This is a genomic window from Streptomyces sp. NPDC017979 (assembly GCF_044328175.1).
GTDB lineage: Bacteria > Actinomycetota > Actinomycetes > Streptomycetales > Streptomycetaceae > Streptomyces.
This window is the reverse complement of sequence record NZ_JBIRGU010000019.1, coordinates 12,590-37,131: the sequence shown is the minus strand read 5'-3', so window position 1 is coordinate 37,131 and position 24,542 is coordinate 12,590. Positions and strand designations below refer to the sequence as shown.

The window sequence follows — 24,542 nt, the reverse complement described above, 5'->3', positions numbered from 1 at the left end:
GCGCATGCCATATCCCGCCGCAAATGCCATCACCGTACGCCGCGCCAGGACCGGCGATGTGCCGGCGGTCCGCCGCCTCCTCGATCCGTACGTAGGCGATGGCATCCTGCTCGACAAAGCGACTGTCACTCTTTACGAAGACATCCAGGAGTTCTGGGTCGCCGAACGCGACGAAGACGGTACGGTCGTCGGATGCGGTGCGCTGCACGTGATGTGGGAAGACCTGGCAGAAGTACGCACTCTCGCCGTCGACCCGGTCCACAAGGGCGCGGGCATCGGTCATCAGCTGCTCGACAAGCTGTTGCACACCGCGCGCTGGCTCGGCGTGCGCAAGGTTTTCTGCCTCACCTTCGAAGTGGCCTTCTTCGGCAAGCACGGCTTCGTCGAGATCGGTGAGACGCCGGTCGACGGAGATGTCTACGCGGAGCTGCTGCGTTCCTATGACGAGGGCGTGGCGGAGTTCCTCGGACTCGAACGCGTGAAGCCCAACACCCTCGGCAACAGTCGGATGCTGCTGCAACTGTGAGCACTCTCCGACGAGGTCGTCCAAGGGCGCGAGTGTCAGTGGTGCCGACAGCCTTGGGCGGCCTTGTCGGCTCCCCTCTCGTCATCATGTGACCGGATCCCTATGTCCGAATCGCGCATGTTTCCCGCGTTCTCAGGGTTCTGAACCTCTCTCAAGGGTTTGTGTTTTCCGGAGAAAAGCGGTTTCCTTTCCGCGTACTGCATTTTCGATGAAAGGAAATCCGGTGGCACAGAAGGTTCAGGTCCTTCTTGTTGACGACCTCGACGGCGGCGAGGCCGATGAGACCGTGACGTTCGCGCTGGACGGCAAGACCTACGAGATCGACCTCACCACCTCCAATGCGGACAAGCTTCGCTCGCTGCTGGAGCCGTACGCCAAGAACGGCCGGCGCACCGGTGGCCGCGCCGCCACCGGCCGGGGCAAGGGGCGTGCCGCGAGCGACAACAAGAACACCGCGGAAGTGCGCGCCTGGGCGAAGGCGAACGGTTACGAGGTCAACGACCGCGGCCGAGTCCCCGCCACCGTCCGCGAGGCGTACGAGAAGGCCAACGGCTGATCCCGGCCGACGTGCGCGTCCAGCGCGCCCCTAATCGGACGGGTATTCGCCCGCTGCGTATTCGTACGCGCCGCCAGGTGCGGCACGGGCATTCGCACGCAGCAATCGGGCGCGGTGGCATTCGGTGGCCAGCGTGTCCAGGAGCCGTACGAGATCGGGGCCCCGCACCGACCCGGGGTCCCCGTCCGCTGCGGCACCGCGCCCGAACGGCGCCAGTGCCGGAAGCGTCGGCTCCACCTCGCGCCCCGGCACGGGGGGTCGCAACCACACCGCGACTCCCTGTGCGCCGGACCACCCGGGTGGCACCGGCGCGGCCGTCCGGCCGCCCGCGCCCACGGCGCGCAGATCGAGGGTGACGCCGCCCCATTCCAGCCACTGGAGCAGCCCCGGCACCTCGTCGGCGCTGCCGGCCGCCACCAGCAGCCGCATCCGGCTCCCGTGCAGGGCCACCGGGCCGAGCGGACCGAGGGGCCCGGTCGGGCCGGCCTGGCGCAGCACGGCCGCACCTGCGTCCGCCGGCACGTCCAGGACGTCGAAGCGCAGCCCCGTCAGCAGGTCCACGCAGGGCGCCGCGGGCGGCGCCGGCGCGGTTCGCAGCGGCGGGGGGAGCTCGGCGACCGCCCACCCCAGCCCGGTCGCGTACCAGCGCGCCACGGCGGCCGTGGTGGCGACGCGCGCCTCGGGGGGCTTGCGCGGAAAGGGCAGCGCGATCGTCATACCCCCGGGAACTCCCGGCCGCCCCCAGTAGTTACGCAGGGTGGATGGCGAGTTGCTCACGGTGTCCGAAAGGGGGGTCTTCGCGCCCGTTCGATCCCGCGGCGATGTTCGCCCTTAGCTGAGGGGGCACGGGCGCGCCGCATGGAGTGTCAGTGCTTACGGGTAAGACATTCCTAGTGAGGAGGGGCGACACGCTCGTACGGCGGCCGTGCGTTCGCCATCGGCGTACTGATGGCGCGAGTAACTGCCTGGCCTGCGGGAACATCGTCTCGCACCATCGGGTTGGAGCATTTGTCGGCGTTCAGGGCTCAGGAGGCCACAGACGGGTGTCGGCAGTTGGAATGAGCGGTCCCCGCTTGCGGGACTAAGCTGCGGAAGGACAGGGAGGGGACCGACCCCTTACTGCCTGACCGCTCTGAGGAGCGATTAACGATGTTCGAGAGGTTCACCGACCGCGCGCGGCGGGTTGTCGTCCTGGCTCAGGAAGAAGCCCGGATGCTCAACCACAACTACATCGGCACCGAGCACATCCTCCTGGGCCTGATCCACGAGGGTGAGGGTGTCGCCGCTAAGGCCCTGGAGAGCCTCGGGATTTCGCTCGAGGCGGTCCGCCAGCAGGTGGAGGAGATCATCGGCCAGGGCCAGCAGGCCCCGTCCGGGCACATCCCCTTCACGCCCCGTGCCAAGAAGGTCCTGGAGCTGTCGCTCCGCGAGGCCCTCCAGCTGGGGCACAACTACATCGGTACGGAGCACATCCTGCTCGGCCTGATCCGCGAGGGCGAGGGCGTCGCCGCCCAGGTCCTCGTGAAGCTCGGCGCCGATCTGAACCGGGTGCGGCAGCAGGTCATCCAGCTGCTCTCCGGCTACCAGGGCAAGGAGGCCGCCACTGCCGGTGGCCCCGCCGAGGGCACGCCCTCGACCTCGCTCGTCCTGGACCAGTTCGGCCGGAACCTCACCCAGGCCGCCCGCGAATCCAAGCTCGACCCGGTCATCGGGCGCGAGAAGGAGATCGAGCGGGTCATGCAGGTGCTGTCCCGCCGCACCAAGAACAACCCGGTGCTCATCGGCGAGCCCGGCGTCGGCAAGACCGCCGTCGTCGAGGGCCTGGCGCAGGCCATCGTCAAGGGCGAGGTGCCCGAGACCCTCAAGGACAAGCACCTCTACACCCTCGACCTGGGTGCGCTGGTCGCCGGCTCCCGCTACCGCGGTGACTTCGAAGAGCGCCTGAAGAAGGTCCTCAAGGAGATCCGCACCCGCGGCGACATCATCCTGTTCATCGACGAGCTGCACACGCTCGTCGGCGCGGGTGCCGCGGAGGGCGCGATCGACGCCGCCTCGATCCTCAAGCCCATGCTGGCCCGGGGCGAGCTGCAGACCATCGGCGCCACGACCCTCGACGAGTACCGCAAGCACCTGGAGAAGGACGCCGCCCTTGAGCGCCGCTTCCAGCCCATCCAGGTCGCCGAGCCGTCGCTGCCGCACACCATCGAGATCCTGAAGGGCCTGCGCGACCGCTACGAGGCCCACCACCGGGTCTCCATCACGGACGAGGCCCTGGTCCAGGCCGCCACCCTGGCCGACCGGTACATCTCGGACCGCTTCCTGCCGGACAAGGCGATCGACCTGATCGACGAGGCCGGCTCCCGGATGCGCATCCGCCGGATGACCGCGCCGCCGGACCTCCGCGAGTTCGACGAGAAGATCGCCGGAGTCCGCCGCGACAAGGAGTCCGCGATCGACTCGCAGGACTTCGAGAAGGCCGCTTCCCTGCGGGACAAGGAGAAGCAGCTCCTGGCGGCCAAGGCCAAGCGCGAGAAGGAATGGAAGGCCGGCGACATGGACGTCGTCGCCGAGGTCGACGGCGAGCTCATCGCCGAAGTCCTCGCCACGGCGACCGGCATTCCCGTCTTCAAGCTGACGGAGGAGGAGTCCTCCCGACTGCTGCGCATGGAGGACGAGCTCCACAAGCGCGTCATCGGTCAGAAGGACGCCATCAAGGCGCTCTCCCAGGCCATTCGCCGTACGCGTGCCGGTCTGAAGGACCCGAAGCGCCCCGGTGGCTCGTTCATCTTCGCCGGCCCGTCCGGCGTCGGTAAGACCGAGCTGTCCAAGACGCTCGCCGAATTCCTCTTCGGTGACGAGGACGCGCTGATCTCCCTCGACATGTCGGAGTTCAGCGAGAAGCACACGGTTTCCCGCCTCTTCGGCTCCCCGCCCGGCTACGTGGGTTACGAAGAGGGCGGCCAGCTCACCGAGAAGGTGCGCCGCAAGCCGTTCTCCGTCGTCCTCTTCGACGAGGTCGAGAAGGCCCACCCCGATATCTTCAATTCCCTTCTGCAGATCCTGGAGGACGGTCGGCTGACCGACTCCCAGGGCCGCGTCGTGGACTTCAAGAACACGGTCATCATCATGACGACCAACCTCGGGACCCGGGACATCTCCAAGGGATTCAACCTGGGCTTCGCCGCCCAGGGCGACGTCAAGACCGGCTACGAGCGGATGAAGGCCAAGGTCAACGAAGAGCTGAAGCAGCACTTCCGGCCCGAGTTCCTGAACCGTGTCGACGACACCGTGGTCTTCCACCAGCTCACCGAGGACGACATCATCCAGATCGTCGACCTCATGATCGCCAAGGTGGACGAGCGACTGAAGGACCGCGACATGGGCCTGGAGCTCAGCGCCACGGCCAAGTCGCTCCTCGCCAAGAAGGGCTACGACCCCGTGCTGGGCGCCCGGCCGCTGCGCCGGACCATCCAGCGCGAGATCGAGGACATCCTCTCGGAGAAGATCCTCTTCGGCGAGCTGCGCCCCGGTCACATCGTGGTCGTGGACACCGAAGGCGACGGCGAGGAGAAGAAGTTCGTCTTCCGCGGCGAGGAGAAGTCGGCCCTGCCGGACGTCCCGCCGATCGAGCAGGCGGCCGGCGGAGCCGGACCGAACCTGTCGAAGGAGGCGTGACCCCGCGAAGCGGGTGCGCTAGTCGGTAACGCGGCTGCCCCGGACTCGTACGGAGACGTACGGGCCGGGGCAGCCGCGTTTTTGCTGGCGCGGGCCTTCAGGGACGTGTGGACGCGCGGCCGAAGTCGCCGGTGTCGGCGTCGTCGTCGTTGCCGACGAGCCAGGCGTCACCGGTGCGGGCGTCGCGCGGCTTGAGGGTGAAGGCGACGCGGTGGGTGCGGGTGGTGCCGTGGGCGGTGTCCGCCCCCGCCTCGACGACCCAGGCCCGCACCCGCCCGGTGCCGGTGGTGTCCCGCCGCAGCTCGACGGTGAACTCCATCTCGATGTCCCCGGTCTCGAACTGCACGGCCTGCCCGCTGGCACGCGTGGCGGCCTCGACGAGCTGGGCGCGGACGGCGTCTACTGCGTCGGCGAGGTCGATGGGGAGGGGGTCGGGGACGGTTGGGTCGGTGCGGCGCAAGGGCGTCACCATTCGTAGTGGGTGAGATGGAGGCGGTCGGCGAGGGCTTCGCGGCCCGTGATGTGCAGTTCCGTTCCGGGGTGGGTGCGGATCGTGAGTTGGAGGTCTGGCTGGTGGCGAAACGGGGCCAGGTCGATCTCGTATGAAGGGACACCACCGACGAGCAGCTGGCAAGAGGCCAGCGCCGGGAAGGCACGGGAGATGTTCGAGATGTCCACAGGTTCAGTCCTCAACCACAGCGCTAGCTTGGTGATGCGCGGAGCAGGGGCGCTGGCGTCGATCTCGACGTCTCGGGTCAGGGTCAATGAGCGGTGCTTGCGTAAGCCTCTGGTGGCATCCACCAAGGCCGACAGGCGAGCGGGCGCGTCGATGACGAAACGCTCGACGGAGGTCCAGGTCGCCAGGCGTTGGTAAGGGACTTCGGCGTCACCGGTGATGCGGAGCCATTCGGCCCTCACCGGCGCGCCAGGTAGAGACAGCATGCTGGTGTCTAGGGACAGCCAGCTGAACTGTCGGTCCGCTAGCTTCTCCAGGGAGGACAGTGAGGGGCACCGATGCAGCATGAGGTAGGTGATGGAAGGGCGCTCGGCCACGAAGTCCAACACCGTCATGATGGTGTTGTCTTCGATCTCGATCCGGTCCAGTCCGTTCTTCGGCAGAGCCTGTGACAGTGCGGCTGACTGATGGTCACCAGTAAGTCGTAATGAGGTGATGCCGGTAAGCCCGCCCAACCTGTGAAGGTGCCAGAGTGTCGGGGCTGGGACAAGGACGTCCTTCAAGGGAACCCGGGAAAGCACCTGCTCGACGAACTCCTCGGTGGGGAAGCTGCCCCAGGCGCGGATCAGCGCGCTCCGCACGAAGTCATCGTCCGTCGTGGTGAACTCCCGGAGCTTGGGGACGGACGCTACATCGCCGATCCCGGCGTAAACGTTGATCACGCATACGTCGGGTCGGCGCTCGCCCGACGGCCCCGGCAGCAGCGGCAAGACCCACTCGCCCAGCTCTGCCAGTGCGTGGGACTCGCCGTCGTTGCGTGGGGGCATCACTCGGCGTACTGCGTCCTCTGCGCGAGCGCGCGTCTCCGGGGCCAGGAAGACCGCCTGGGAGGCGCAGTGGCCCGCCAGGATCAGGAGGGGGCGGTTCTGCGGGTCCGGGAGGGTGGCGGCCTTTTCGATCAGGCCGTCGATCAGGCGGCTCACGCGGCGGTCGAGGTGGCCCACCGACAGCAGGATGACGTCGCGCCATTGTTCGTCCTCGGCGCGGTTGACCAGTTCGCCGATGCTGTTGTTCTCGGCGAGTTCCTTCGCGGCCAGGTAGTCCTGGAAGGTGCGGTGGATGAACTGGATGGTGTCGACGGTGCGTTGTTGGAGCAGGCCGCTGCGGTTGACCAGGTGGGCGAGGATCTGGCGGGCGCTGCCCTGGTCCCGTACCTGCGGCATGTAGGCGGTGGCCCGCTCGATCTGGCGTACGGCGTCGTCCGGGGTGAACTGGGTCTGGCCGCAGCGCACCAGCCAGACGGCGATGTGCTGGAGCAGCAGTTTGTGTTCCTCGACGCCGATGGTCAGGCCCTCGGGCGCGTCGATGCCGCGTTCGTGGTCGCGTTTGCCGAGGAGCATGTCCAGGGTGGCGCGGTACAGCTCCCAGCGGGTGTGCGGGAGCCGGCCGTGGCGTTTGCGGTGCAGGGCGCAGATGACCGCGCACAACAAGGGAGTACGGGCCAGGTCGCGCAGGACGCGGTTGCCGTCGAACTCGCGGAGCAGCCGTTGCTCCAGGCCGTCCAGGCGGGCGCACTCGGCGGCGGGGTGGCCCTTGCGGGCGGCCCGGTGCCAGGCGGCGACGAACACGGCGATGTCCGTGTCGCTCATCGGCAGGAGCAGCAGGTCGGCGAAGCCTTCGCCGGTGAGCCAGGACGTTTCGACCGCGCCGGGGCGGACGGTGGCCAGGCAGTGGGTGCCGGGGAAGCGGGCCAGGAGGCCGGTGAGCCAGGAGCGGGCCCGGCCGCGTTCGGACTGCGGGAGTTCGTCGAGGCCGTCGACGAGGAGGAGGGCGCGGCCGGAATCCAGGACGCGTTCCGCCCAGCCGTCGGGGGCGGGGCCGACGGGGAGCCCGGCGGCGTGCGCGAGCCGGTCGGGGGTGGGGAAGCCGGCGCCGGCCGCCCGTACGCTGCGCAGCGGTACGACGAGCGGGACGAGGCCGCCGAGGCGGTCCAGCTCCGGCGGGAGGGTGTCGCAGGCGGCGTGCGCCGCGAGCCACCACACCAGGGTCGTCTTGCCCGCGCCGGCCTCGCCGCGCAGCAGGGTGCGCTCGCTGCGGCCGAGTAACTCCTCCACGCGGCGCGGGTGGGTGTCGCGGGGCGGAAAGGGTTGGTACCGGGCGCCGCCCAGGGGCTGGTCCCGGCCGGCGTCGACGTCCCTGAGCGCGGTGGCCTCCAGGCTCAGGTACGCGGTGTCCAGGTCCCAGCTCGACTCGCTGACGCCCAGCTCGTCGATGCCGAAGATCTCCGTCTTGCCGTACTGGGCCTTGATCGCCTGCGCGTACCGCTCTTCGAAGACGGCGTCGGCGGGGTCGTACGCCGTCATCGGCTCCAGCTTCAGACCGGGCAGGACCGCGTACCCCAGCAGTGCTTGGAGTGCGACGTGGATGGGGGTCGTTTCCAACTGCTGCGCATGCTCGCCGCGCACCCGGGACACGATGCCGAGCAGCACAGGCCCGGCGAAGACCGGGGCGCCGGAGAGGCCGGCGAGCGGGGAAGCGCCGCCGGGCCCCGGACGGCCGGGGGAGTGGTCCAGCCAGAAGGTGAGGGCGCCGTGGACCTTGCCGGCGACCGGGAGGACCGTGCCCGGGTACTGGCCGAAGTCGAGCTTGTTGCCGTCGTACCTCTGGTGTCCCGGAAAGCCCAGCGTCTGGGCACCCGGCAGTGGATCGTCCCTGGTCAGGACGGCGGTACGGAGGCGGGGGAGGCGATCGGCGGGGAGGACGTCCTCCGCGGCGCGCAGCAGGGCGACGTCAAGGCCCTCGTCGCGGCCGTGCCACAGCACTTCGCAGCGGACGCGGCGGGCCTGGTCGGGGTGGGAGAGGGTCAGGCTGCGGTGCGGGTCTTCTTCGCTGTCCAGACAGTCGCTGATGACGTGTGCGCAGGTCAGGACGTGTCTGGGGTCGAGCAGGAAGCCGGTGCCCTGCTGGGCGCCGTGGATCGCGACCACCCGAAGGGACGGGTTGCTGCGCACGGCGCCGGACGACGACGGGCCCCCTTGCGCAACTGTCCACGCATTGACGTGCGCGGTGGGTAACGCATTGCCGTGCACGTCGCCCGTTCCTGTGGCCCCCGACACGTTTTCGGCCCCTTCTTTCGCGCCCCCGACAACGTCCGCTGACGCCCGAGGTTAGTGGCGCGGGCCACAAATCCGTGGGCGAACCCGTGACAAGGCACACAGGCCCGATAGGGCCTACTAGTTACTTTAGGAGCTTTTTATAGGGTTCTGTCCCATATGGGGCGTCGATCGGCGTCGCGATGGCGACCCCCTGAGGTGCCCGCGGGGGGCGGGTCGGTTCCGGCGGCGGGGCGTACGCCTTGGGCCGCGGCCCGCACGTGCAGTGAAGCCCGTTTCCGCACCCACGGGTGGGGCGCAGAACCGCGACTCGCGCGATGGTTCTCAAAAGGTGTCAAGGGGGTGAATCACTCCCTTCTTGCTACGACGGAATGTCGTAGTTGGGGTGTTTGAGGTGAAGTGCCGGGGTCGGTTACCAAGGGATGGCACCAACCCGCCCGGCGCATTTCCCGCGTCGGGTCCCTTTCTGCCCGGAGGCATTCATCCCTATGACGCGCATCACTTCCCGTTTCCCCCGCCCGGCCGTTCTTCGTACCCGCGCCGGCATCCTGGCCGCAGGCTTCGGAGCGACCGCCGTGCTCGGAACGGGCGCTGCGTTCGCCGTAGAGGCCACCACCTCCACTCCGGCCCAGGCCGCCGAGGCCAAGGCGCCGGAGGCGAAGCCCGCCGCCGCGAAGCCCGAGGTCAAGGTCGAGACCAAGCCGGCCGCAGCCCCCGCCGCTCCCGCCCCGAAGGCCGCCCCCAAGGCCGTCGCCGCGCCCTCCTGGGTGAAGCCGCTGGACTCCTACGTCCTGAGCGCCACCTACGGCAAGGCCGGCGGCATGTGGACGAGCAACCACTCCGGCCAGGACTTCGCCGTCCCGACCGGCACCTCCGTGAAGTCCATCGGCGCCGGCACGGTCGTCAAGGCCGGCGGCAACGGCGCCGGTGACGGTCCCGCGTACGGCAACGCCGTCGTGATCAAGCACAACAACGGCATGTACTCGCAGTACGCCCACCTGAACTCGGTCGGCGTGTCCGTCGGCCAGAGCGTCAAGGCGGGCCAGGAGATCGCGAAGTCCGGCAACACCGGCAACTCCAGCGGTCCCCACCTGCACATGGAGATCCGCAACACCGCCAACTACGGCAGCGCGGTCGACCCGGTCTCCTTCCTGCGCTCCGTCGGCGTCTCCATCTGACGCGACTGAAGCACCACGCCGGGGAACCACCCCGCACCGCCGCGACCCCGAGGTCGGCCACCCGCCGCCTCGGGGTCGCGGCGTTCCCACGCTCCGTAGCGCCCCGGCGCTGTCAGTGCCGGCTGGCACCATCGGGACATGGAACGCCCACCCGCGCACCGGACCCCGGCGGCGGAGTCGGCCCGCCTGGCTCGGCTCCGTCAGCTACGGCGCGCCAAGGACGCCATGGACCGCGACTGGTCCAAGCCGCTGGCCCTGATGAGCCCCGACCACCTGGACGCGGAGTCCGCGCAGGCGCTCAAGACCATGATCAGCAAGGGGGTGCTGGGCGCCGGCGCGTTCCGTACGGACGACTGCCGCGGGGACTACGAGACCTTCACCGCCCGCGGCGTCGAGTTCGTCCAGGAGCCGAAGGAGCGCCCGTACGGCATCGAGGCGATCTTCCGCGACGACAACGGCAACTGGTTCTCCCTGACGCAGCGCAACGCGGAGCTGGACCTCTCCAAGGACTGGAGCTGAGCCCTGCCGCGCCCTCGGCCCCCGGGCCCGGGCGCACGCCGGCCCGCAGGCCCCCGGCACCCTGACCTGAGTCAGTCCGCGTCCACGGGCAGCACCGGGAAGCTCCCGGTGTCCGTGGGCGCGTGCTCGGGCAGCCACAGCACGGCGACCGCGCCGCCGGACTCGCCCAGCGGCGCCGCGCCCTCCTCGCCGGCGTTGCGGAACGTCAGCCGGGCCCCCAGGACCCTCGCCTGACCGGCCGCGATCGTCAGGCCCAGGCCGTGGCCGGTGCCCGCGCGGTCGCTCGCGCCGGTACGGAACCGGCTCGGCCCGTCCCACAGCAGAGCCTCCGGGAAGCCGGGCCCGTGGTCGCGCACCCGCACGACCCGGCCCTCGACCGTGACCTCCACCGGCGCGGCGCCGTGCTTCGTCGCGTTCGTCAGCAGGTTCAGCAAGATCCGCTCCAGCCGCCGGGGGTCGGTCGCCACCCACGACTCGTGCACCACGTGCACGTGCACGTCCGGGTTGAGCTGGGAGATCCGGCGCCGTACGAACTCGCCCAGGGCGATCTCCTGGAGCTCGGCCCGCTCCGACGCGCCGTCGAGCCTGGCCACCTCCAGCACGTCCTCCACCAGCGTCCGCATGGCCTGCGCCCGGTCCCGCACCAGCTCCGACGGGCGGCCGGGCGGCAGCAGCTCCGCCGCCGTCAGCAGCCCCGTGACCGGGGTGCGCAGCTCGTGCGCGATGTCCGCGGTGACCCGCCGCTCGGCCTGGATGCGCTCGTTCAGGGCGTCCGTGAGCGCGTCCACCGCGCGCGCCAGGTCGTCCGTCTCGTCCCGCACGACCCCGCCGATGGCCTCCCGCACCCGTACGTCCGTCTTGCCCGCCGCCACCGTCGCGGCGGCAGCGGCGGCCTTGCGCAGCCGGCGCGAGATCTGCCCGCCGATCAGCACGCCCAGGGCGCAGCCGCCGAAGACCACCGTCACCGAACCGATGGTCAGCGCCCGGTCGAGGTCGCCGAGGATGGTGGCGCTGCGCCCGGCGAACGTGGTGCGCAGCGAGAGCACGTTGCCGTCGGAGGTGGGGACCGCGGCCCAGATCTCCGGCGGGCCCTTCGGGGTGTCGCGGACGTACGTGCCGCGCCGGTTCTGCTTCACCAGGTCCTGGAGTTCGCGCGGCAGCGCGGGGTCGTTCAGCTTGGTGCTGAAGCGGGGGTCCTTGTTCTTCGACGTCTCGTACCAGCGCTGCGCCAGTCCCACCCGGTCCAACTGCACGTCACGCGCGTTGTCGAGCATGGAGACGCGCGCGGCGTTGTGCACGACCAGGCTCAGCGTCACGGCGATGAGTGCGCCCACGGCCGCGATCGCGATGCTGATCTTCCAGCGGATGCCGGTGCGGAACGCGAACCGGGTCAGGAAGCGCGCCGCCAACGCGGCAGCCGGCCCGGAACCGGGTCCGGACGCGCGCCCCGACACCGAGCCCGGCTCGACCCCCGACGTCCGCTGCCCGTCCCGCTCCTCCGCGCGCCACCGCGCCGCCTGCTGCTCGACGCGTTCGGCGACCCGCTGCGCCGCCTGCCGCTCCGCCCGCCGCCCGTATCGGAGCCAGGCCCGCTCCCCGGTCGGCTGACCGGTGGGCCGACCCGCCGCCCGTCCGCCCCGCTTCATGCCTTGAGCTTGTAGCCGAAGCCGCGGACCGTCTCGATCCGGTCCTGGCCGATCTTGCCGCGCAGCCGCTGCACGTGGACGTCGACGACCCGGGTGTCGCCGCCCCAGCCGTAGTCCCAGACCCGTTCCAGCAGCCGGTCGCGGGAGAGCACGGTCCCCGGCGCCGTGGAGAACTCCAGCAGCAGCCGCATCTCCGTCGGCGTCAGCGCCACCGGCAGCCCGCCCTTGCGGACCTCCATGCCCTCCGTGTCCACCACCAGGTCGCCGAAGGCCAACAGCGCGCCCTGCCCGACCTCGCCGCCCACGGCCGCGTGGCCCCCGCCCGCGTGCCCGAACCGGCGCAGCACCGCGCGGATCCGGGCCACCAGCACGGCGCCGTCGAACGGCTTGGTGACGTAGTCGTCGGCGCCCGCCTCCAGGCCCAGGACGACGTCGATCGAGTCGGCGCGCGCCGACAGCATGATCACGGGCACGGTCGACTCGTCACGGATGCGCCGGCACAGGCTGACCCCGTCGAGCCCCGGCACCATCACGTCCAGCAGCGCGATGTCCGGCCGGTCCGCCCGGAACGCCTCCAGCCCCTGGAGTCCGTCGGGCATCGCGGTCACCACGAAGCCCTGCCGCTCCAGGGCGATCTGCGTCGCCTCCCGGATGACGTCGTCGTCCTCCACGAACAGGACATGGGTCTCGGCCATCGGGTCCCTCAGTTCTCATTCGTCGCGCGCGGCGGCGGCCCCGGCACGGGTGCGACGACGCCGTTGCGGAGCAGCGCGGACGGCGCCGGCAGCAGCTCCGTCTGCTGCTCCTTCAGCCGCTCGGTGTCCAGGGACGGCTCGGCGGGGAAGACGTAATCGCCCCCGTCGACGCCCCCGGGGTACTGGTTGCGCACCCAGTGCAGTTGGTTGAACCGGCCGCCCGACCAGTGGAACGTCGTCACTTCCTCCGCGGTCGGCTGCGCCGCGACCGGTGCCCCCTCGTCGTACACCTGCTTGGTGACGACCAGGTCGCCGCGGTCGATGGACGAGACGACCGCCGGCTCCTCCGAAGCGAAGACGTTCTCGTATCCGGTGGCGGTGGGGCGGAACACATACGTACCCACGTTCACGGCGTCACCGCAGGTCATGACGTTGATGACGACGTCGGGCGACGAAGCGCCGGTGAGGTTGCCGAGGGCGGAGTCGACCGGGTACGAACGCCGTTCCTTGGTGCACGGCTTGAGGTCGGCCTTGATCCGCTTGTGCACCTTCGGGTCGTCCATCAGCAGCTTCACCGGGTCCGGGGCCCGCCCGTTCGGCACGGTCGGGCCGCCCGAGCCCTTGGGGGACGGGGTGGCCGCGGGCTTCGCCGAGTCCGGATACGCCGAGCCCTCGTCCTGCAAGCCGGTGCCGCCCGCGGAACAACCGGCCGTGAGCAGCCCGATGACGGCGAGCCCGGCCACTGCCGCTCTGCTCGCCGTCGACTTCCCGGACCCCTCGCGTCCGTCTGTCAGGCCGCGCACCGCTCCTGCCCCCGTCCGTCCTGCTGCCCGTCGATGTGTCGCCCCCGTCGCCCCGTCCGGTCCCGGATGCCCAGCTCCGCGCACTCCTCGGCCCGGCTCTCCAACTCCTGGCGCAGTCGCGCCAGCGCCCGGTGCAGGGTGCTCTTCACCGTACCGGTCGACATCCCCAGGGCGGCAGCCGTCTCCTCGGTGCTCATCTGCTCCCAGTGCCGCAGCACGACGACGCTGCGCTGCTTGGGGGCCAGCACCTTGAGCACGTCCATCAGCAGGGCGCGGTCCGCGCGCTGGTCCGAGCCGTCCTCCACGGCGGCGTCCGGCAGCTGCTCGGTGGGGACCTCGTCGAGCTTGCGGGCGCGCCACCACTCCGTCCGCGTATTGATCATCACGCGGCGCAGATAGGCGTCGGCGAGCGACTTGTCCGCGATGCCGTCCCAGCGGCCGTAGGTGCGCACCAGGGCGGTCTGCAGCAGGTCCTGGGCGTCGACCGGGTCGGGCACCAGCCGGCGGGCGCTGCGCAGCAGCGCGTCCTGCCGACTGCGCACGTAGTCCTCGAACGCGAGCACCTCGCCCTGCGCCATGCCAACCGCCTCCGCCCCGTGTCACGCTCGTCCGCTGGCGCGCCGGCCGGGTGCCCGGCGCGCTTCCCGTCGTCAGCTACTGCTTCCGTCCTTGCGTCACAGAAATTACGGAGCAGTTGTCACGGGGCTGTGCTGCGCAGCCGTCGGTGGACGCACGGCCACCCATCGGTTGTGTAACAGCCGATGTTTCAGGGTGGAGGCAGTGGGGAAGAGCGGGACGGATCGTGCCGGGGCCCTACGGGGCGGGGCCGTTCCGGATCGTCCGGGCAGGGTCGTCGGAGCTTTCGGGAACGGCCCCGGTTCACCCGGGGAGGCGGTACGACCCGTCGTGCAGCGGCTCGACCAGCCCGTCCGCGACCAGCCCGTCGAGCGCCCTGGCCCGCTGGACCGGCTCGTGCCAGACCGCGTCCAGGGCCGCCTGCGACACCGGCACCTCGGAGGCCCGCAGCACCGCCAGCAGCTTGCCGCGCACCTGACGGTCCGTCCCGGCGTACGTCTGACCGCGCCGGGCCGCGCCCTGGTGCGCCGGCTTCCCGGCCAGCCGCCAGGAGCACTGGGCGGCGATCGGGCAGCGCCCGCAGTCCTCGTTGCGCGCGGTGCACACCAGCGCGCCCAGCTCCATCGAGGCGGCGGCCCACTTCGCCGCGGTCTCGTCGTCGTCCGGGAGCAGGGACCGGGCGAGCTTCCGCTCGGCGGCGGTGGTCGCCGTCGGCGGGTACTGGATCCCGGTAGAGGCGCGGGCGAAGACCCGGCGCACGTTGGTGTCGAGGACCGCGTGGCGCTGTCCGTACGCGAAGGAGGCCACCGCGGCCGCCGTGTACTCGCCGATGCCGGGCAGTGCGAGCAACTGCGCGTGGTCCTTCGGCACGTCGCCGCCGTGCCGCTCAGTTATCGCCTGCGCGGCCCCGTGCAGCCGCAGGGCACGGCGCGGGTAGCCGAGCCGGCCCCAGGCGCGCACGGCCTCGCCGGCGGGCTCGGCGGCCAGGTCGGCCGGCCTGGGCCAGCGCTTGAGCCACTGCTCGTACACCGGCAGCACCCGGTTCACGGGGGTCTGCTGGAGCATGAACTCGCTGACCATCACGCCCCACGCGCCGGCCTCGGGGCGGCGCCACGGCAGGTCGCGGGCGTGTTCGTCGAACCAGGCGATCACGGGGCTGTGGAGGGACGCGGCGTCGGATGAGGAGACGTCACCGGCGCGCTCGGCGCGGCCGGCGGGGGCGGGGGCAGTCGTGGTGTCAGTCATGGCCCTTCGATCCTGGCACGCCGGCGGGGGCCGCCGCCGCAGCCGCCCCGGCCCATGGGCTAAGCGGCGCAGAGCCTTCCGACCGGGTGGCGCAGCGCCTTCGACCAAGTGGGCCGCGACCGGTTGGCGCACAGCGGGCGGCGGGCGACGACGCCCCGGGGCCGTCGCGTGTACGGCCTTCGGGGCGTCCGCCGGCCGGGCGCCCGCGGGGTGTTGACCAGCGGCCGACCGGTCCCGCCGTCAGTCGCCGGACGCCGGGCCGGCGTCGCCCCGACGGAGCGGGGACGGGTTCGGGCGTACGGGTGCTCCTCGCCCGCTCACCGGTCACGCGTCGGCGTGGTGCGGGCGTGGCGGCCGGGCCCGCCGGTGCCGTCGGGGCCGCCGTGGCTGCCCTGGCCGGTGCGGTCGGGGCCCGGGCCGGCGAACCAGACGACCACGCCCGTACGACTCGACCGCATGGCCCGCAACAGGGACGTCGCCGGCCGCGTCAGGGTCACGACGAAGCCGACCGCGGCCACCGACCCCAGCACCAGCCCCACCATCACGTCGTGCGGGTAGTGCACCCCCACGAAGACCCGGGAGAACGCCATCAGCAGCGCCATCGGCACGGTGAGCAGCCAGATCCGCCGCCAGGCCAGCACCAGCGCGATCGCCGCGGCGCCCGCGATGGACGCGTGGTTGCTGGGGAAGGACCAGTCACCGGTCGGCGGGCACTCCACCAGGGACCGCGCCGCGTCCGTGACCGTGCGGCAGGGCCGTTCCTCGTCGAACACCGACTTCAGGGACTCGCTGACGACGTAGCCGAACGCCGTCGCGAGCGGCGCCAGGACGGCGACCGCCAGGGCGCGGGCGTCGGCGACGCGCGCCCGCCACCAGGCGACGAGGAAGAGCACGCCGAACAGCAACAGCCCCGCCTCGGTCCACAGCTCGGCGAGGTGCTGCACCCAGGAGGGGGTGTCGTGGGCGAAGTCGGTGATGTCGCGGTAGAGGCCGCGGGTCAAGGAGCTGTCCATGTTCGAAAACGTACCGGGGTGACTTTCGGGCCACTCGGGGCCATCGGCAGCAACCGGCCCCGACGAAAGTCAGGGGCCGCGCCCCCGCCCGTACGACCCCGGACTGACGGCCACGGCCCCCTCAGCGGGCCCCGCGGACCGTCGAACCGGGATGATGATCCGTAGAACTTCGGACGAGTGCGGCGGGTGGGACGGGAGTTGGGCTCGTCCTCTCGTAGAGTTTGATCCGTGGGAACTCTGCGCAATCCGATCGGGCCGCTCCCCTCCTCCATCTATTGGCGTCGGAGGGCCGCAGCCGTGGCACTCGTGGCCGTCCTCGTCGTGCTGGTCGTCTGGGCGATCAGTTCGGGCGGGGGCGACGGGGACAAGAGCGACAGCGCCAACGGGAGTTCCTCGCCCGCGCCGTCCATCACCCCGGGCCCCGGCCAGTCGGGCCCGGCGATCAGCGGACAGCCCGGCGGGCGCGACGAGCCCGGCCGGACGGGCGACGACGGCGGCAGCGGTGCGGACACGGGCGGCGGTACGGGCAGCGGGGGCGCCGGCTCCGACGGCGGCGGCACGGGTGGCAGCGACGGCGGCAGCGGTGGCGGAGGTGCGGGCGGTGGCGTCGCGGCCGAGCGCGTGCCCGTGAGCTCGGTCCTGCCCAACTGCCCTTCGGGATCGATCCAGTTGGGTCTCGCGACCTCCGTGGACTCCTACGCCCCGGGGCAGCAGCCGGTGTTCCGACTGGCCGTCACCAACTCCTCCGCCACCACCTGCAAGGTGGACCTCGGCGGTGCGTCGGCGGTGCTCAAGGTCACCGACGCGGAGAACGAAGAGGTGTGGTCGTCCAAGGACTGCCCGCGGGACGGCGCCGCCGCGTGGGTGAAGGTCCCGGCGCACTCGACGGTCAGTCACGCCGTCACCTGGGAGCGCAAGCGCAGCGCGCCGCAGTGCGCGACGCCGCCCGCGGCGCCGGTCGGCGCGGGTACGTACCTGGTCGAGGCGCAGTACCCCGGCGAGACGGTCCGCCCGACGTCCTTCGTCCTCGCGAAGGACTAGCCCCTTCGCCCTCTGGACGTAGCCGCGTTTCCCTGCGGGAGCGTTGGTCTGTGCGGCCCGGTGGTGGGCTGCTCGCGCAGTTCCGCCTCCTGTGCCCTGCGGGCACGGGGGGACCCCCACGCCCTCTGGGCGTAGGTGGGGGTGCCCCCGTGCCCGTGGAGCACAGGGAGAGGCCGTGCGCGACAAGCCGCAGACAAGCCGCAGACGCCGCAGCACAGCTCGCCGCACGGCGACCCGCGCCCGGTGAGGCTCGGCGCAGCTCAGACGTAGCGCTCCAGGATGGAGGACTCCGCCAGGCGGGACAGCCCCTCGCGGACGCTGCGCGCTCGCGCCTCGCCGACGCCGTCGACGGCCTGGAGGTCGTCGACGCTCGCCGCCAGCAGCTTCTGCAACCCGCCGAAGTGCTCCACCAGGCGTTCGATGATCGCACCCGGCAGTCGCGGCACCTTGGCCAGCAGCCGGTAACCGCGCGGCGACACCGCCGAGTCGAGCGTCTCGGGCGAGCCGCTGTACCCCAAGGCGCGCGCCACGGTGGACAGTTCCAGCAGCTCCGAGTGGGTGAGCGCGTCCAGCTCCGACAGTGCGTCGTCGACCGTGCGCGACCGCTGGGCGCCCTTCCCGGGCGCGGCCCTCGCGGACGTCGGCTCCGGTACGTAGTCCTGCGCGACCAACTCGCGCTCCGGCTCGACGCCCGCGATCAGCTCGTCCAACTGGAGCGAGAGCAGCCGTCCGTCGGTGCCCAGCTCGACGACGTACTCCGCGATCTCCGTGGCGATCCGGCGCACCATCTCCAGGCGCTGTGCGACGGCCGTGACGTCCCGGACCGTGACCAGGTCCTCGATCTCCAACGCGGAGAGGGTGCCGGCGACCTCGTCGAGACGGAGCTTGTACCGCTCCAGGGTGGCCAGCGCCTGGTTCGCCCGGGACAGGATCGCGGCGGACTCCTCCAGGACGCGGCGCTCCCCGTCCACGTACAGCGCGATCAGCCGCATCGACTGCGACACCGAGACGACCGGGAAGCCGCACTGCTTGGAGACGCGGTCGGCGGTGCGGTGCCGGGTGCCGGTCTCCTCCGTCGGGATGGAGGCGTCCGGGACGAGCTGCACGCCCGCCCGCAGGATCTTGGTGATGTCCTTGTCGAGGATCAGCGCGCCGTCCAGCTTGCACAGCTCGCGCAGGCGGGTGGCGGTGAACTCGACGTCCAGCACGAAGCCGCCGGTGCACATCGAGTCCACCGACTTGTCCATGCCGAGGACGATCAGGCCGCCGGTGTTGCCGCGGAGGATGCGCTCCAGGCCGTCGCGGAGCGCGGTGCCGGGCGCGACCGCGCTCAGCGCGGTGCGGATCCGTCCTTCGGTGCCGGAGCCCGCGCCGGACTTTCCGGGTGCTGGTGCCCGGTCGTTGGCTGCCACTGCACTCCTCCGGCTCGTACGGATGGGCGAGACCGGGGCAAAGTCTACCGGCGCTGCTCCGCGGCCCGCGGGCCGTCCTCGCCCGCCGTGCGCCGGGCGCGGCCGGACGCGCCCTCACCGGCGCTCCACGGCGCCGTTTCCGGCCCGTCGCCCGGCGCCGCCGGCGCATTGCGCCGCCGCCCGCGCGGCAGCACCCGCAAGGCGTCGCCCATGTCGGCGACCTCGATCACCTTCATGCCCGCGGGGACCTTGCCGGGGTCGCCCGGCACCAGGGCGTGGGTGAAGCCCAGGCGGTGGGCCTCGGCGAGTCGCCGCTGCACGCCGGTGACGCGGCGGACCTCGCCGGCGAGGCCGACCTCGCCGATCGCGACCAGGTTCTTCGGCAGCGGGGTGTCGCTGGCGGCCGAGGCCAGCGCGAGCGCGATCGCCAGGTCGGCGGCCGGCTCGGACAGCCGCACGCCGCCCACCGTGGCGCTGTAGATGTCCCGCTTGCCGAGCGCGCTGATCCGCCCGCGCTGCTCCAGCACCGCGAGCATCATCGACACCCGCGAGGTCTCCAGCCCGGAGGTGGTGCGCCGGGGGGAGGGGATCTGGGTGTCGACGGTGAGCGCCTGCACCTCGGCGACCAGCGGGCGACGGCCCTCCAAAGTGACCGTCAGACAGGTGCCGGGCACCGGCTCGTCACGCCGGGTCAGGAAGAGGCCGGAGGGGTCGGCGAGGCCGGTGATGCCCTCGTCGTGCAACTCGAAGCAGCCGACCTCGTCCGTCGCCCCGTAGCGGTTCTTGATGCCGCGGACCAGGCGCAGCCGGGCGTGCCGGTCGCCCTCGAAGTGCAGCACCACGTCGACCAGGTGCTCCAGCAGGCGCGGGCCGGCGATCGCGCCGTCCTTGGTGACGTGCCCGACGAGGAGGGTGGACATCCCGCGCTCCTTGGAGGCCCGGATCAGGGCGCCCGCGACCTCCCGCACCTGGGCCATGCCGCCGGGGGCGCCGTCGATCTCCGGCGAGGCGACCGTCTGCACCGAGTCCATGATCAGCAGGGACGGCTTGACCGCGTCCAGATGGCCGAGGACGGCGGACAGGTCGGTCTCGGCGGCCAGATACAGATGGTCGTGCACGGCGCCGATGCGGTCGGCCCGCAGCCGGACCTGGCTCGCGGACTCCTCGCCCGTGACGTACAGCGTGCGGTGCTCTTCGCTGGCGGCCTTGGCGGCGACGTCCAGCAGCAGCGTCGACTTGCCGACGCCGGGCTCGCCGGCGAGCAGCACCACCGCGCCCGGCACCAGCCCGCCGCCCAGCACCCGGTCCAGCTCGTCGACGCCGGTGGAGCGGGCGGCGGCCTGGCGGCCGTCGACCTGGCCGATGGGGAGCGCGGGGGAGGACACCCGGCCCGCGGCGGTCGTCCGCACGGCGGGCGCGCCGTACTCCTCGACCGTGCCCCACGCCTGGCACTCGGGGCAGCGGCCGAGCCACTTCACCGTCGTCCAGCCGCATTCGGTGCAGCGGTAGGAGGGCCGGTCCTTCGCGGATTTGGTACGGGCAGCCATGGGGGAAACCGTAGCCGCCGGCACTGACAACCGGGCCGCCGTACCCGTCTGTGGACGTCTGTTGGTGTTTGTGTTCACCTGTGCGTGCCTGTGGGCTTCTGGGGCCACTTATGGGTGGCTCGGACGCGGCGAAATGGACGCTTGCTGTCCCCCTTTGAGCGAACTGTTCACCCGTAAGGATTAAAAGAGGGCAAGCGGTGAGAACAGGGTCAGGAGCGGAGCCTACGGTCACCGCGTGACGAGCAGCAGGCCGAACCAGACGACCCGTACGCCCCACGGAACCGGCGCGCACCGCCCGCACCACCGAAGCGCCCCGCGCGCGACCACGCCGGCACAGCAGACCGCGTCGGGGCAGTCGCAGCCGCCCCGACGACCGGAGCGGACCGAAGGAGCCGAGCGGTCGGGCCGCGCCGAGCGCGCCGAACGCAGCGCGCGGTTCGAGCGGTACGAGGCACAGCTCGACGGCCTGTTCACGTACTGCCTCTCCGTCCTGTGCGACCACGACGCCGCCACCGCCGCGCTCGCCGACGCCCTCGCGCTCGCCGACCGCCACCACGGCCGCGCGCCGGCGCACGCCTCCCGCAGGACGGCCTGGCTCTACGCCCTCGCCCGCTGGACCTGCCTGCGCCGGCTGGCCGAAGGCCGCAGCACCCGCCAGGGCGCACAACCCGGCCGGCACGCCGGCCGCCACTCGGGCCGACCGGCCGCCCGTCACACGGCCACCAAGCCCGGGCTCCCCGCCGGCCCCGCAGCCTCCTCGGCGTACGCCGTCGACGAAGGCACCGCCGCCCACCGCCGCGCCCAACTCGCGCTCCTCGCCTGGCCCGAAGCCGCCGGCACCACCCCCGAGCAGCGCGAAGCGCTGGAACTCGCCGTACGCCACGGGCTCGCCCCGCGCGAAGTCGCCGCCGCACTCGGCCTGCCCGACGCCGCCGCCCGCGACCTCCTCGCCACCGCCGCGTGCGAGGTCGAACGCACCCGCGCGGCCCTCGCCGTCGTCGAGGCCGGCGCCTGCCCCTCCGTCGCCCACCTCACCGGCGACCACGGCGTCCTGCTCTCCGCCGCGCTCCGCACCGAACTCGTCCGCCACGTCGACGACTGCCCCCGCTGCCGCCGCGCCGCCGAACGCGCCGGCGCCCACGGCCCCTGGCCCGGCGCCACCCCGACGCCCGCCACCCTGCCTCTGGTCCCGGCCCCGCGCGCGGCCCTGCGCCTCGCCGCGGCGCACGCCCCCCGCACCCGCGCCGCCGCCCCCCGCTTCGGCCCCACCGGCTTCCCGCTCGACCCCAAGGACCAGGCCGCCCGCCGCGACCGGCTGCGCGCCCGCGCCGTCACCACCACCGTCGTCGCGGCCGTCGTCGCCGCGCCCGTCCTCGCGCTCTGGGCCGCGTACCGCGGCGCACCGCTCACCGGCGAGTCCCGTCAGGCCGGCCCCTCCGTCACCGCCACCGACGAAGGCACCGGCAACGCCGACGACACCCCCGCCGACCGCTACGAGAACGCGGGCAACGCCGACACCGCCGACGGTCACGGCGCCACCGACGGCACCCCCGCCCCCGGCGTCTCCGTGGAAGTCCTCAGCCCCGGCGCACCCTCCTCCGGCCCCGGCACCACCACCGGCCCCGGGCGCCTCACCCTCACCGCGGAGCCCTACCAGGGCGTCACCCGCCTCACGCTCACCGCGTCCGGCGGCGCCCCCGTCAACTGGTCCGTACGCACCGATGCGGACTGGCTCCGCCTCAGCCGGGCCTCGGGCGTGCTGCACCCCGGCGAGTCCACCGCCGTGTACGTCACCGTGGACCCGGACCGCGAGCCCGCCGGCGCCTGGGGCGCCCGGGTGTCCGTGGCGCCCTCCGGGGCGGTCGTCGGCATCGAGGGCCGGGGCGCGCCGAAGCCGCCGACGCAGCGGCCCACTCGGCCGCCGACGTCGCGGCCGTCGCCGACGCCGCCGACCACGCCGTCCCCGACGCCCAGCTCGCCGTCCCCGACGCCCTCACCGACGGCCCCGTCCCCGACCCCGTCCCCCACCGAGGGCTCCCCGTCCCCATCGGAACCACCGCCCGACGCGCCCTAGGCTCCGCCGCTTGGGCGGTGTGCCTGGACGGACCCGCCGTGCGCGTTGGTCTGTGCGGCCCGGTGGTGGGCTGTTCGCGCAGTTCCGCCCCCTGTGCCCTGCGGGCACGGGGGGACCCCAGCGCCCCTGTTTTACCTCTCCCGTCATGTGCCTGCGGGCTGGAGGCGGAGGTATTTAGGGGCGCGGGGAACTGCGCGACAAGCCCACCACCGGCCGGTAGAAACCAACGCTCCCGCAGGGGAATGGCGAGGGTGTTTTGGGGGCTGGGGTCCCCCAGTCCCCCTGGGGGCGCTGGGGTCCCCCCGTGCCCTCAGGGCACAGGGGGCGGAACTGCGCGAACAGCCCACCACCGGGCCGCGGAGACCAACGCACCTGCATGGGCACGGCGGCTCCGTCCAGAAGCGCAGGCTAGGGCGTCTTGGTGTCTGCGGGGTGCGGCGCCAGGAGGGGGAGCTGGGACGACAGGCGCGCCTCGCACAGGCCCACCAGCACCTCGTACGCCTCCTTGCCCATCAGCTCCGTCAGCTCGGGCCGGTAGGTCACGTACACCGGCTCGCCCGCGCCGTGCGCCGACGTCGCCGAGGTGCACCACCAGTGCAGGTCGTGCCCGCCCGGGCCCCAGCCGCGGCGGTCGTACTCGCCGATGGAGATCTGGAGCACCTTCGTGTCGTCGGGGCGCTCGATCCAGTCGTACGTCCGCCGCACCGGTAGCTGCCAGCACACGTCCGGCTTCGTCTCCAGCGGCTCCCGCCCCTCCTTCAGGGCCAGGATGTGCAGCGCGCAGCCCGCGCCACCGGCGAAGCCGGGCCGGTTCTGGAAGATGCAGGAGCCCTTCCAGCGCCGCGTCTGCCGGTCCCCGGGATCGCCGTCCTCGGCCTCCTGGGTCCAGCCCGTGCCCGTCCCCACGTCGTGGAACTGCCACACCTCGGGCGTGAGCCTGGCCACATGGCCCGCCACCCGCTTCTCGTCCTCGTCGTCCGAGAAGTGCGCACCGAGCGTGCAGCAGCCGTCGTCCGCCCGCCCCGCCTCGATGCCCTGGCAGCCGCTCCCGAAGATGCACGTCCAGCGGGAGGTCAGCCACGTCAGATCGCAGCGGAAGACCTGTTCGTCGTCGGCGGGGTCGGGGAACTCCACCCACGCCCGCGGAAAGTCCAGGCCCACCTCGTCGCGTCCGGCCGGAGCCGCCGCCCCGGACCGCTTCGACCGCTCTGCTTTGCCCGGCTTCGCCTTTTTCGTCTTTGGCACAGGTCAAGGGTATGTCCGCAGCCGCAGTAGCGTTCGTACTCATGAGACTCGGAGTCCTCGACGTCGGTTCGAACACAGTGCACCTGCTGGTGGTGGACGCGCACCCCGGCGCCCGCCCCCTGCCCGCCCACTCGCACAAGGCGGAATTGCGCCTCGCCGAACTCCTCGACGACGGCGGCGCCATCAGCCCCGCGGGCGTCGACCGGCTCATCGGGACCATCGGCCGCGCCATGGAGTCCGCCGAGGACCAGGGGTGCGAGCAGGTGCTGTCCTTCGCGACCTCCGCGGTGCGCGAGGCCAGCAACGCCGATCTCGTCCTCGCCCGCGTCAAGGCGGACACCGGGGTCGACCTGGAGGTCCTGACCGGGGCGGACGAAGCCCGGCTCACCTTCCTCGCCGCCCGCCGCTGGTTCGGCTGGTCGGCCGGGAAGCTGCTGGTCCTGGACATCGGCGGCGGCTCCCTGGAGATCGCGTACGGCATCGACGAGGAGCCCGACGCCGCCGTGTCCCTGCCGCTGGGCGCCGGCCGGCTCACCGCCGGCATGCTCCCGGGGGACCCGCCCGACCCCGAGGCGGTGCGGACGCTGCGCCGCCACGTCCGCGCCGAGATCGCCCGTACGGTCGGCGAATTCAGCCGCTTCGGCCCGCCCGACCACATCGTGGCCACCTCCAAGACCTTCAAGCAGCTCGCCAGGATCGCCGGGGCGGCCCGGGAGTCCGACGGGCTGTACCTCCAGCGCGAGCTGAGCCGCAAGGCGCTCCAGGACTGGGTGCCCAAGCTCGCCGCGATGACCGCGGAGGAGCGCGCCGAGCTGCCCGGGGTCTCCGCCGGCCGGGCCCGCCAGCTACTGGCCGGCGCGCTCGTGGCGGAGGCGGCGATGGACCTCTTCGGCGCGCAGGAGCTGGAGATCTGCCCGTGGGCGCTGCGGGAGGGCGTCATCCTGCGCCGGCTGGACCACCTGCCGGCCGCGCCCGCGGTGGGACCGCTGGTCGGCTCGTAGC

At 72.3% G+C, this 24,542-nt stretch carries 20 protein-coding genes; 8 read left to right on the top strand and 12 right to left on the bottom strand.

What is annotated here, in order from left to right:
- The first annotated feature begins 4 nt into the window (after positions 1-4).
- Positions 5-526, top strand: coding sequence for an amino-acid N-acetyltransferase (locus ACH4E8_RS32855; RefSeq protein ID WP_398455190.1), 522 nt, complete (start codon positions 5-7; stop codon positions 524-526).
- A gap of 223 nt (positions 527-749) precedes the next feature.
- The gene (locus ACH4E8_RS32850) at positions 750-1,082 is read left to right on the top strand and encodes an Lsr2 family protein (protein ID WP_361529002.1); all 333 of its coding nucleotides are present in this window, start codon (positions 750-752) and stop codon (positions 1,080-1,082) included.
- A 30-nt stretch (positions 1,083-1,112) separates the two neighbouring features.
- Here the strand turns inward: ACH4E8_RS32850 and ACH4E8_RS32845 are convergent, their stop codons facing one another.
- Positions 1,113-1,799 carry an SCO3374 family protein gene (locus tag ACH4E8_RS32845; RefSeq protein ID WP_398455188.1) on the bottom strand — a complete coding sequence of 229 codons (687 nt, stop codon included), beginning with the start codon at positions 1,797-1,799 and terminating at the stop codon, positions 1,113-1,115.
- 432 nt (positions 1,800-2,231) lie between these two features.
- Between ACH4E8_RS32845 and ACH4E8_RS32840 the strand changes: the two genes are divergently transcribed.
- The gene (locus ACH4E8_RS32840; protein WP_398455187.1) at positions 2,232-4,757 is read left to right on the top strand and encodes an ATP-dependent Clp protease ATP-binding subunit; all 2,526 of its coding nucleotides are present in this window, start codon (positions 2,232-2,234) and stop codon (positions 4,755-4,757) included.
- A 97-nt stretch (positions 4,758-4,854) separates the two neighbouring features.
- Here the strand turns inward: ACH4E8_RS32840 and ACH4E8_RS32835 are convergent, their stop codons facing one another.
- Together ACH4E8_RS32835 and ACH4E8_RS32830 are read right to left on the bottom strand one after the other, a co-directional pair.
- Positions 4,855-5,229 carry a trypco2 family protein gene (locus ACH4E8_RS32835; protein ID WP_398455186.1) on the bottom strand — a complete coding sequence of 125 codons (375 nt, stop codon included), beginning with the start codon at positions 5,227-5,229 and terminating at the stop codon, positions 4,855-4,857.
- Complete coding sequence (locus ACH4E8_RS32830; protein WP_398455185.1) at positions 5,223-8,444, bottom strand: NACHT domain-containing protein; 3,222 nt, start codon at positions 8,442-8,444, stop codon at positions 5,223-5,225. Before ACH4E8_RS32830 ends, ACH4E8_RS32835 begins: the two co-directional genes overlap by 7 nt.
- 590 nt (positions 8,445-9,034) lie before the next feature.
- On the opposite strand from ACH4E8_RS32830, the gene ACH4E8_RS32825 reads away from it, so the two are divergent.
- Both ACH4E8_RS32825 and ACH4E8_RS32820 read left to right on the top strand, forming a co-directional pair.
- The gene (locus ACH4E8_RS32825; protein WP_398455184.1) at positions 9,035-9,724 is read left to right on the top strand and encodes a M23 family metallopeptidase; all 690 of its coding nucleotides are present in this window, start codon (positions 9,035-9,037) and stop codon (positions 9,722-9,724) included.
- A gap of 138 nt (positions 9,725-9,862) precedes the next feature.
- Positions 9,863-10,243, top strand: a complete 381-nt coding sequence (locus tag ACH4E8_RS32820) for a VOC family protein (protein ID WP_398455183.1) — start codon at positions 9,863-9,865, stop codon at positions 10,241-10,243.
- A gap of 71 nt (positions 10,244-10,314) precedes the next feature.
- On the opposite strand, the gene cseC is transcribed toward ACH4E8_RS32820, so the two are convergent.
- The 6 genes from cseC to ACH4E8_RS32790 all read right to left on the bottom strand — a co-directional run bounded on the left by cseC (position 10,315) and on the right by ACH4E8_RS32790 (position 16,221).
- Positions 10,315-11,637 carry a two-component system sensor histidine kinase CseC gene (gene cseC, locus ACH4E8_RS32815; protein WP_398455270.1) on the bottom strand — a complete coding sequence of 441 codons (1,323 nt, stop codon included), beginning with the start codon at positions 11,635-11,637 and terminating at the stop codon, positions 10,315-10,317.
- Positions 11,638-11,885: 248 nt separating this feature from the next.
- Positions 11,886-12,584, bottom strand: a complete 699-nt coding sequence (cseB, locus tag ACH4E8_RS32810; RefSeq protein ID WP_398455181.1) for a two-component system response regulator CseB — start codon at positions 12,582-12,584, stop codon at positions 11,886-11,888.
- Between the two features lie 8 nt (positions 12,585-12,592).
- Positions 12,593-13,387: a hypothetical protein gene (locus tag ACH4E8_RS32805; RefSeq protein WP_398455179.1), complete on the bottom strand. Its 795-nt coding sequence runs from the start codon at positions 13,385-13,387 to the stop codon at positions 12,593-12,595.
- Positions 13,375-13,965 carry a SigE family RNA polymerase sigma factor gene (locus ACH4E8_RS32800; protein ID WP_398455177.1) on the bottom strand — a complete coding sequence of 197 codons (591 nt, stop codon included), beginning with the start codon at positions 13,963-13,965 and terminating at the stop codon, positions 13,375-13,377. Before ACH4E8_RS32800 ends, ACH4E8_RS32805 begins: the two co-directional genes overlap by 13 nt.
- 301 nt (positions 13,966-14,266) lie before the next feature.
- A complete protein-coding gene (locus ACH4E8_RS32795) occupies positions 14,267-15,208 on the bottom strand; it encodes an A/G-specific adenine glycosylase (protein ID WP_398455176.1) in 942 nt (313 codons plus the stop codon).
- Positions 15,209-15,525: 317 nt separating this feature from the next.
- Entirely contained in the window at positions 15,526-16,221 is a 696-nt protein-coding gene (locus ACH4E8_RS32790; RefSeq protein ID WP_398455175.1) for a phosphatase PAP2 family protein, read from the bottom strand.
- 228 nt (positions 16,222-16,449) lie between these two features.
- Between ACH4E8_RS32790 and ACH4E8_RS32785 the strand changes: the two genes are divergently transcribed.
- Positions 16,450-17,262, top strand: a complete 813-nt coding sequence (locus ACH4E8_RS32785) for a hypothetical protein (RefSeq protein WP_398455174.1) — start codon at positions 16,450-16,452, stop codon at positions 17,260-17,262.
- Positions 17,263-17,522: 260 nt separating this feature from the next.
- On the opposite strand, the gene disA is transcribed toward ACH4E8_RS32785, so the two are convergent.
- Together disA and radA are read right to left on the bottom strand one after the other, a co-directional pair.
- Entirely contained in the window at positions 17,523-18,674 is a 1,152-nt protein-coding gene (disA, locus tag ACH4E8_RS32780; protein WP_398455172.1) for a DNA integrity scanning diadenylate cyclase DisA, read from the bottom strand.
- Positions 18,675-18,718: 44 nt separating this feature from the next.
- On the bottom strand, positions 18,719-20,221 hold the full coding sequence (gene radA, locus ACH4E8_RS32775) for a DNA repair protein RadA (RefSeq protein WP_398455170.1): 1,503 nt from the start codon (positions 20,219-20,221) through the stop codon (positions 18,719-18,721).
- 235 nt (positions 20,222-20,456) lie between these two features.
- Here radA and ACH4E8_RS32770 point away from each other — a divergent pair, with 235 nt between their 5' ends.
- Positions 20,457-22,295: a hypothetical protein gene (locus tag ACH4E8_RS32770; RefSeq protein WP_398455169.1), complete on the top strand. Its 1,839-nt coding sequence runs from the start codon at positions 20,457-20,459 to the stop codon at positions 22,293-22,295.
- Between the two features lie 408 nt (positions 22,296-22,703).
- Here the strand turns inward: ACH4E8_RS32770 and ACH4E8_RS32765 are convergent, their stop codons facing one another.
- The gene (locus ACH4E8_RS32765) at positions 22,704-23,540 is read right to left on the bottom strand and encodes a hypothetical protein (protein WP_398455167.1); all 837 of its coding nucleotides are present in this window, start codon (positions 23,538-23,540) and stop codon (positions 22,704-22,706) included.
- Positions 23,541-23,581: 41 nt separating this feature from the next.
- On the opposite strand from ACH4E8_RS32765, the gene ACH4E8_RS32760 reads away from it, so the two are divergent.
- Entirely contained in the window at positions 23,582-24,541 is a 960-nt protein-coding gene (locus ACH4E8_RS32760) for a Ppx/GppA family phosphatase (protein ID WP_398455166.1), read from the top strand.
- Position 24,542: the final 1 nt, after the last annotated feature.

Bases quoted from the DNA above. Each gene is read 5' to 3' on its own strand.
- ACH4E8_RS32855 (WP_398455190.1), top strand. From the start codon at position 5: ATGCCATATCCCGCCGCAAATGCCATCACCGTACGCCGCGCCAGGACC.
- ACH4E8_RS32845 (WP_398455188.1), bottom strand. From the start codon at position 1,799: ATGACGATCGCGCTGCCCTTTCCGCGCAAGCCCCCCGAGGCGCGCGTC.
- ACH4E8_RS32840 (WP_398455187.1), top strand. From the start codon at position 2,232: ATGTTCGAGAGGTTCACCGACCGCGCGCGGCGGGTTGTCGTCCTGGCT.
- ACH4E8_RS32835 (WP_398455186.1), bottom strand. From the start codon at position 5,229: ATGGTGACGCCCTTGCGCCGCACCGACCCAACCGTCCCCGACCCCCTC.
- ACH4E8_RS32825 (WP_398455184.1), top strand. From the start codon at position 9,035: ATGACGCGCATCACTTCCCGTTTCCCCCGCCCGGCCGTTCTTCGTACC.
- ACH4E8_RS32820 (WP_398455183.1), top strand. From the start codon at position 9,863: ATGGAACGCCCACCCGCGCACCGGACCCCGGCGGCGGAGTCGGCCCGC.
- cseB (WP_398455181.1), bottom strand. From the start codon at position 12,584: ATGGCCGAGACCCATGTCCTGTTCGTGGAGGACGACGACGTCATCCGG.
- ACH4E8_RS32800 (WP_398455177.1), bottom strand. From the start codon at position 13,965: ATGGCGCAGGGCGAGGTGCTCGCGTTCGAGGACTACGTGCGCAGTCGG.
- ACH4E8_RS32795 (WP_398455176.1), bottom strand. From the start codon at position 15,208: ATGACTGACACCACGACTGCCCCCGCCCCCGCCGGCCGCGCCGAGCGC.
- ACH4E8_RS32790 (WP_398455175.1), bottom strand. From the start codon at position 16,221: ATGGACAGCTCCTTGACCCGCGGCCTCTACCGCGACATCACCGACTTC.
- radA (WP_398455170.1), bottom strand. From the start codon at position 20,221: ATGGCTGCCCGTACCAAATCCGCGAAGGACCGGCCCTCCTACCGCTGC.
- ACH4E8_RS32760 (WP_398455166.1), top strand. From the start codon at position 23,582: ATGAGACTCGGAGTCCTCGACGTCGGTTCGAACACAGTGCACCTGCTG.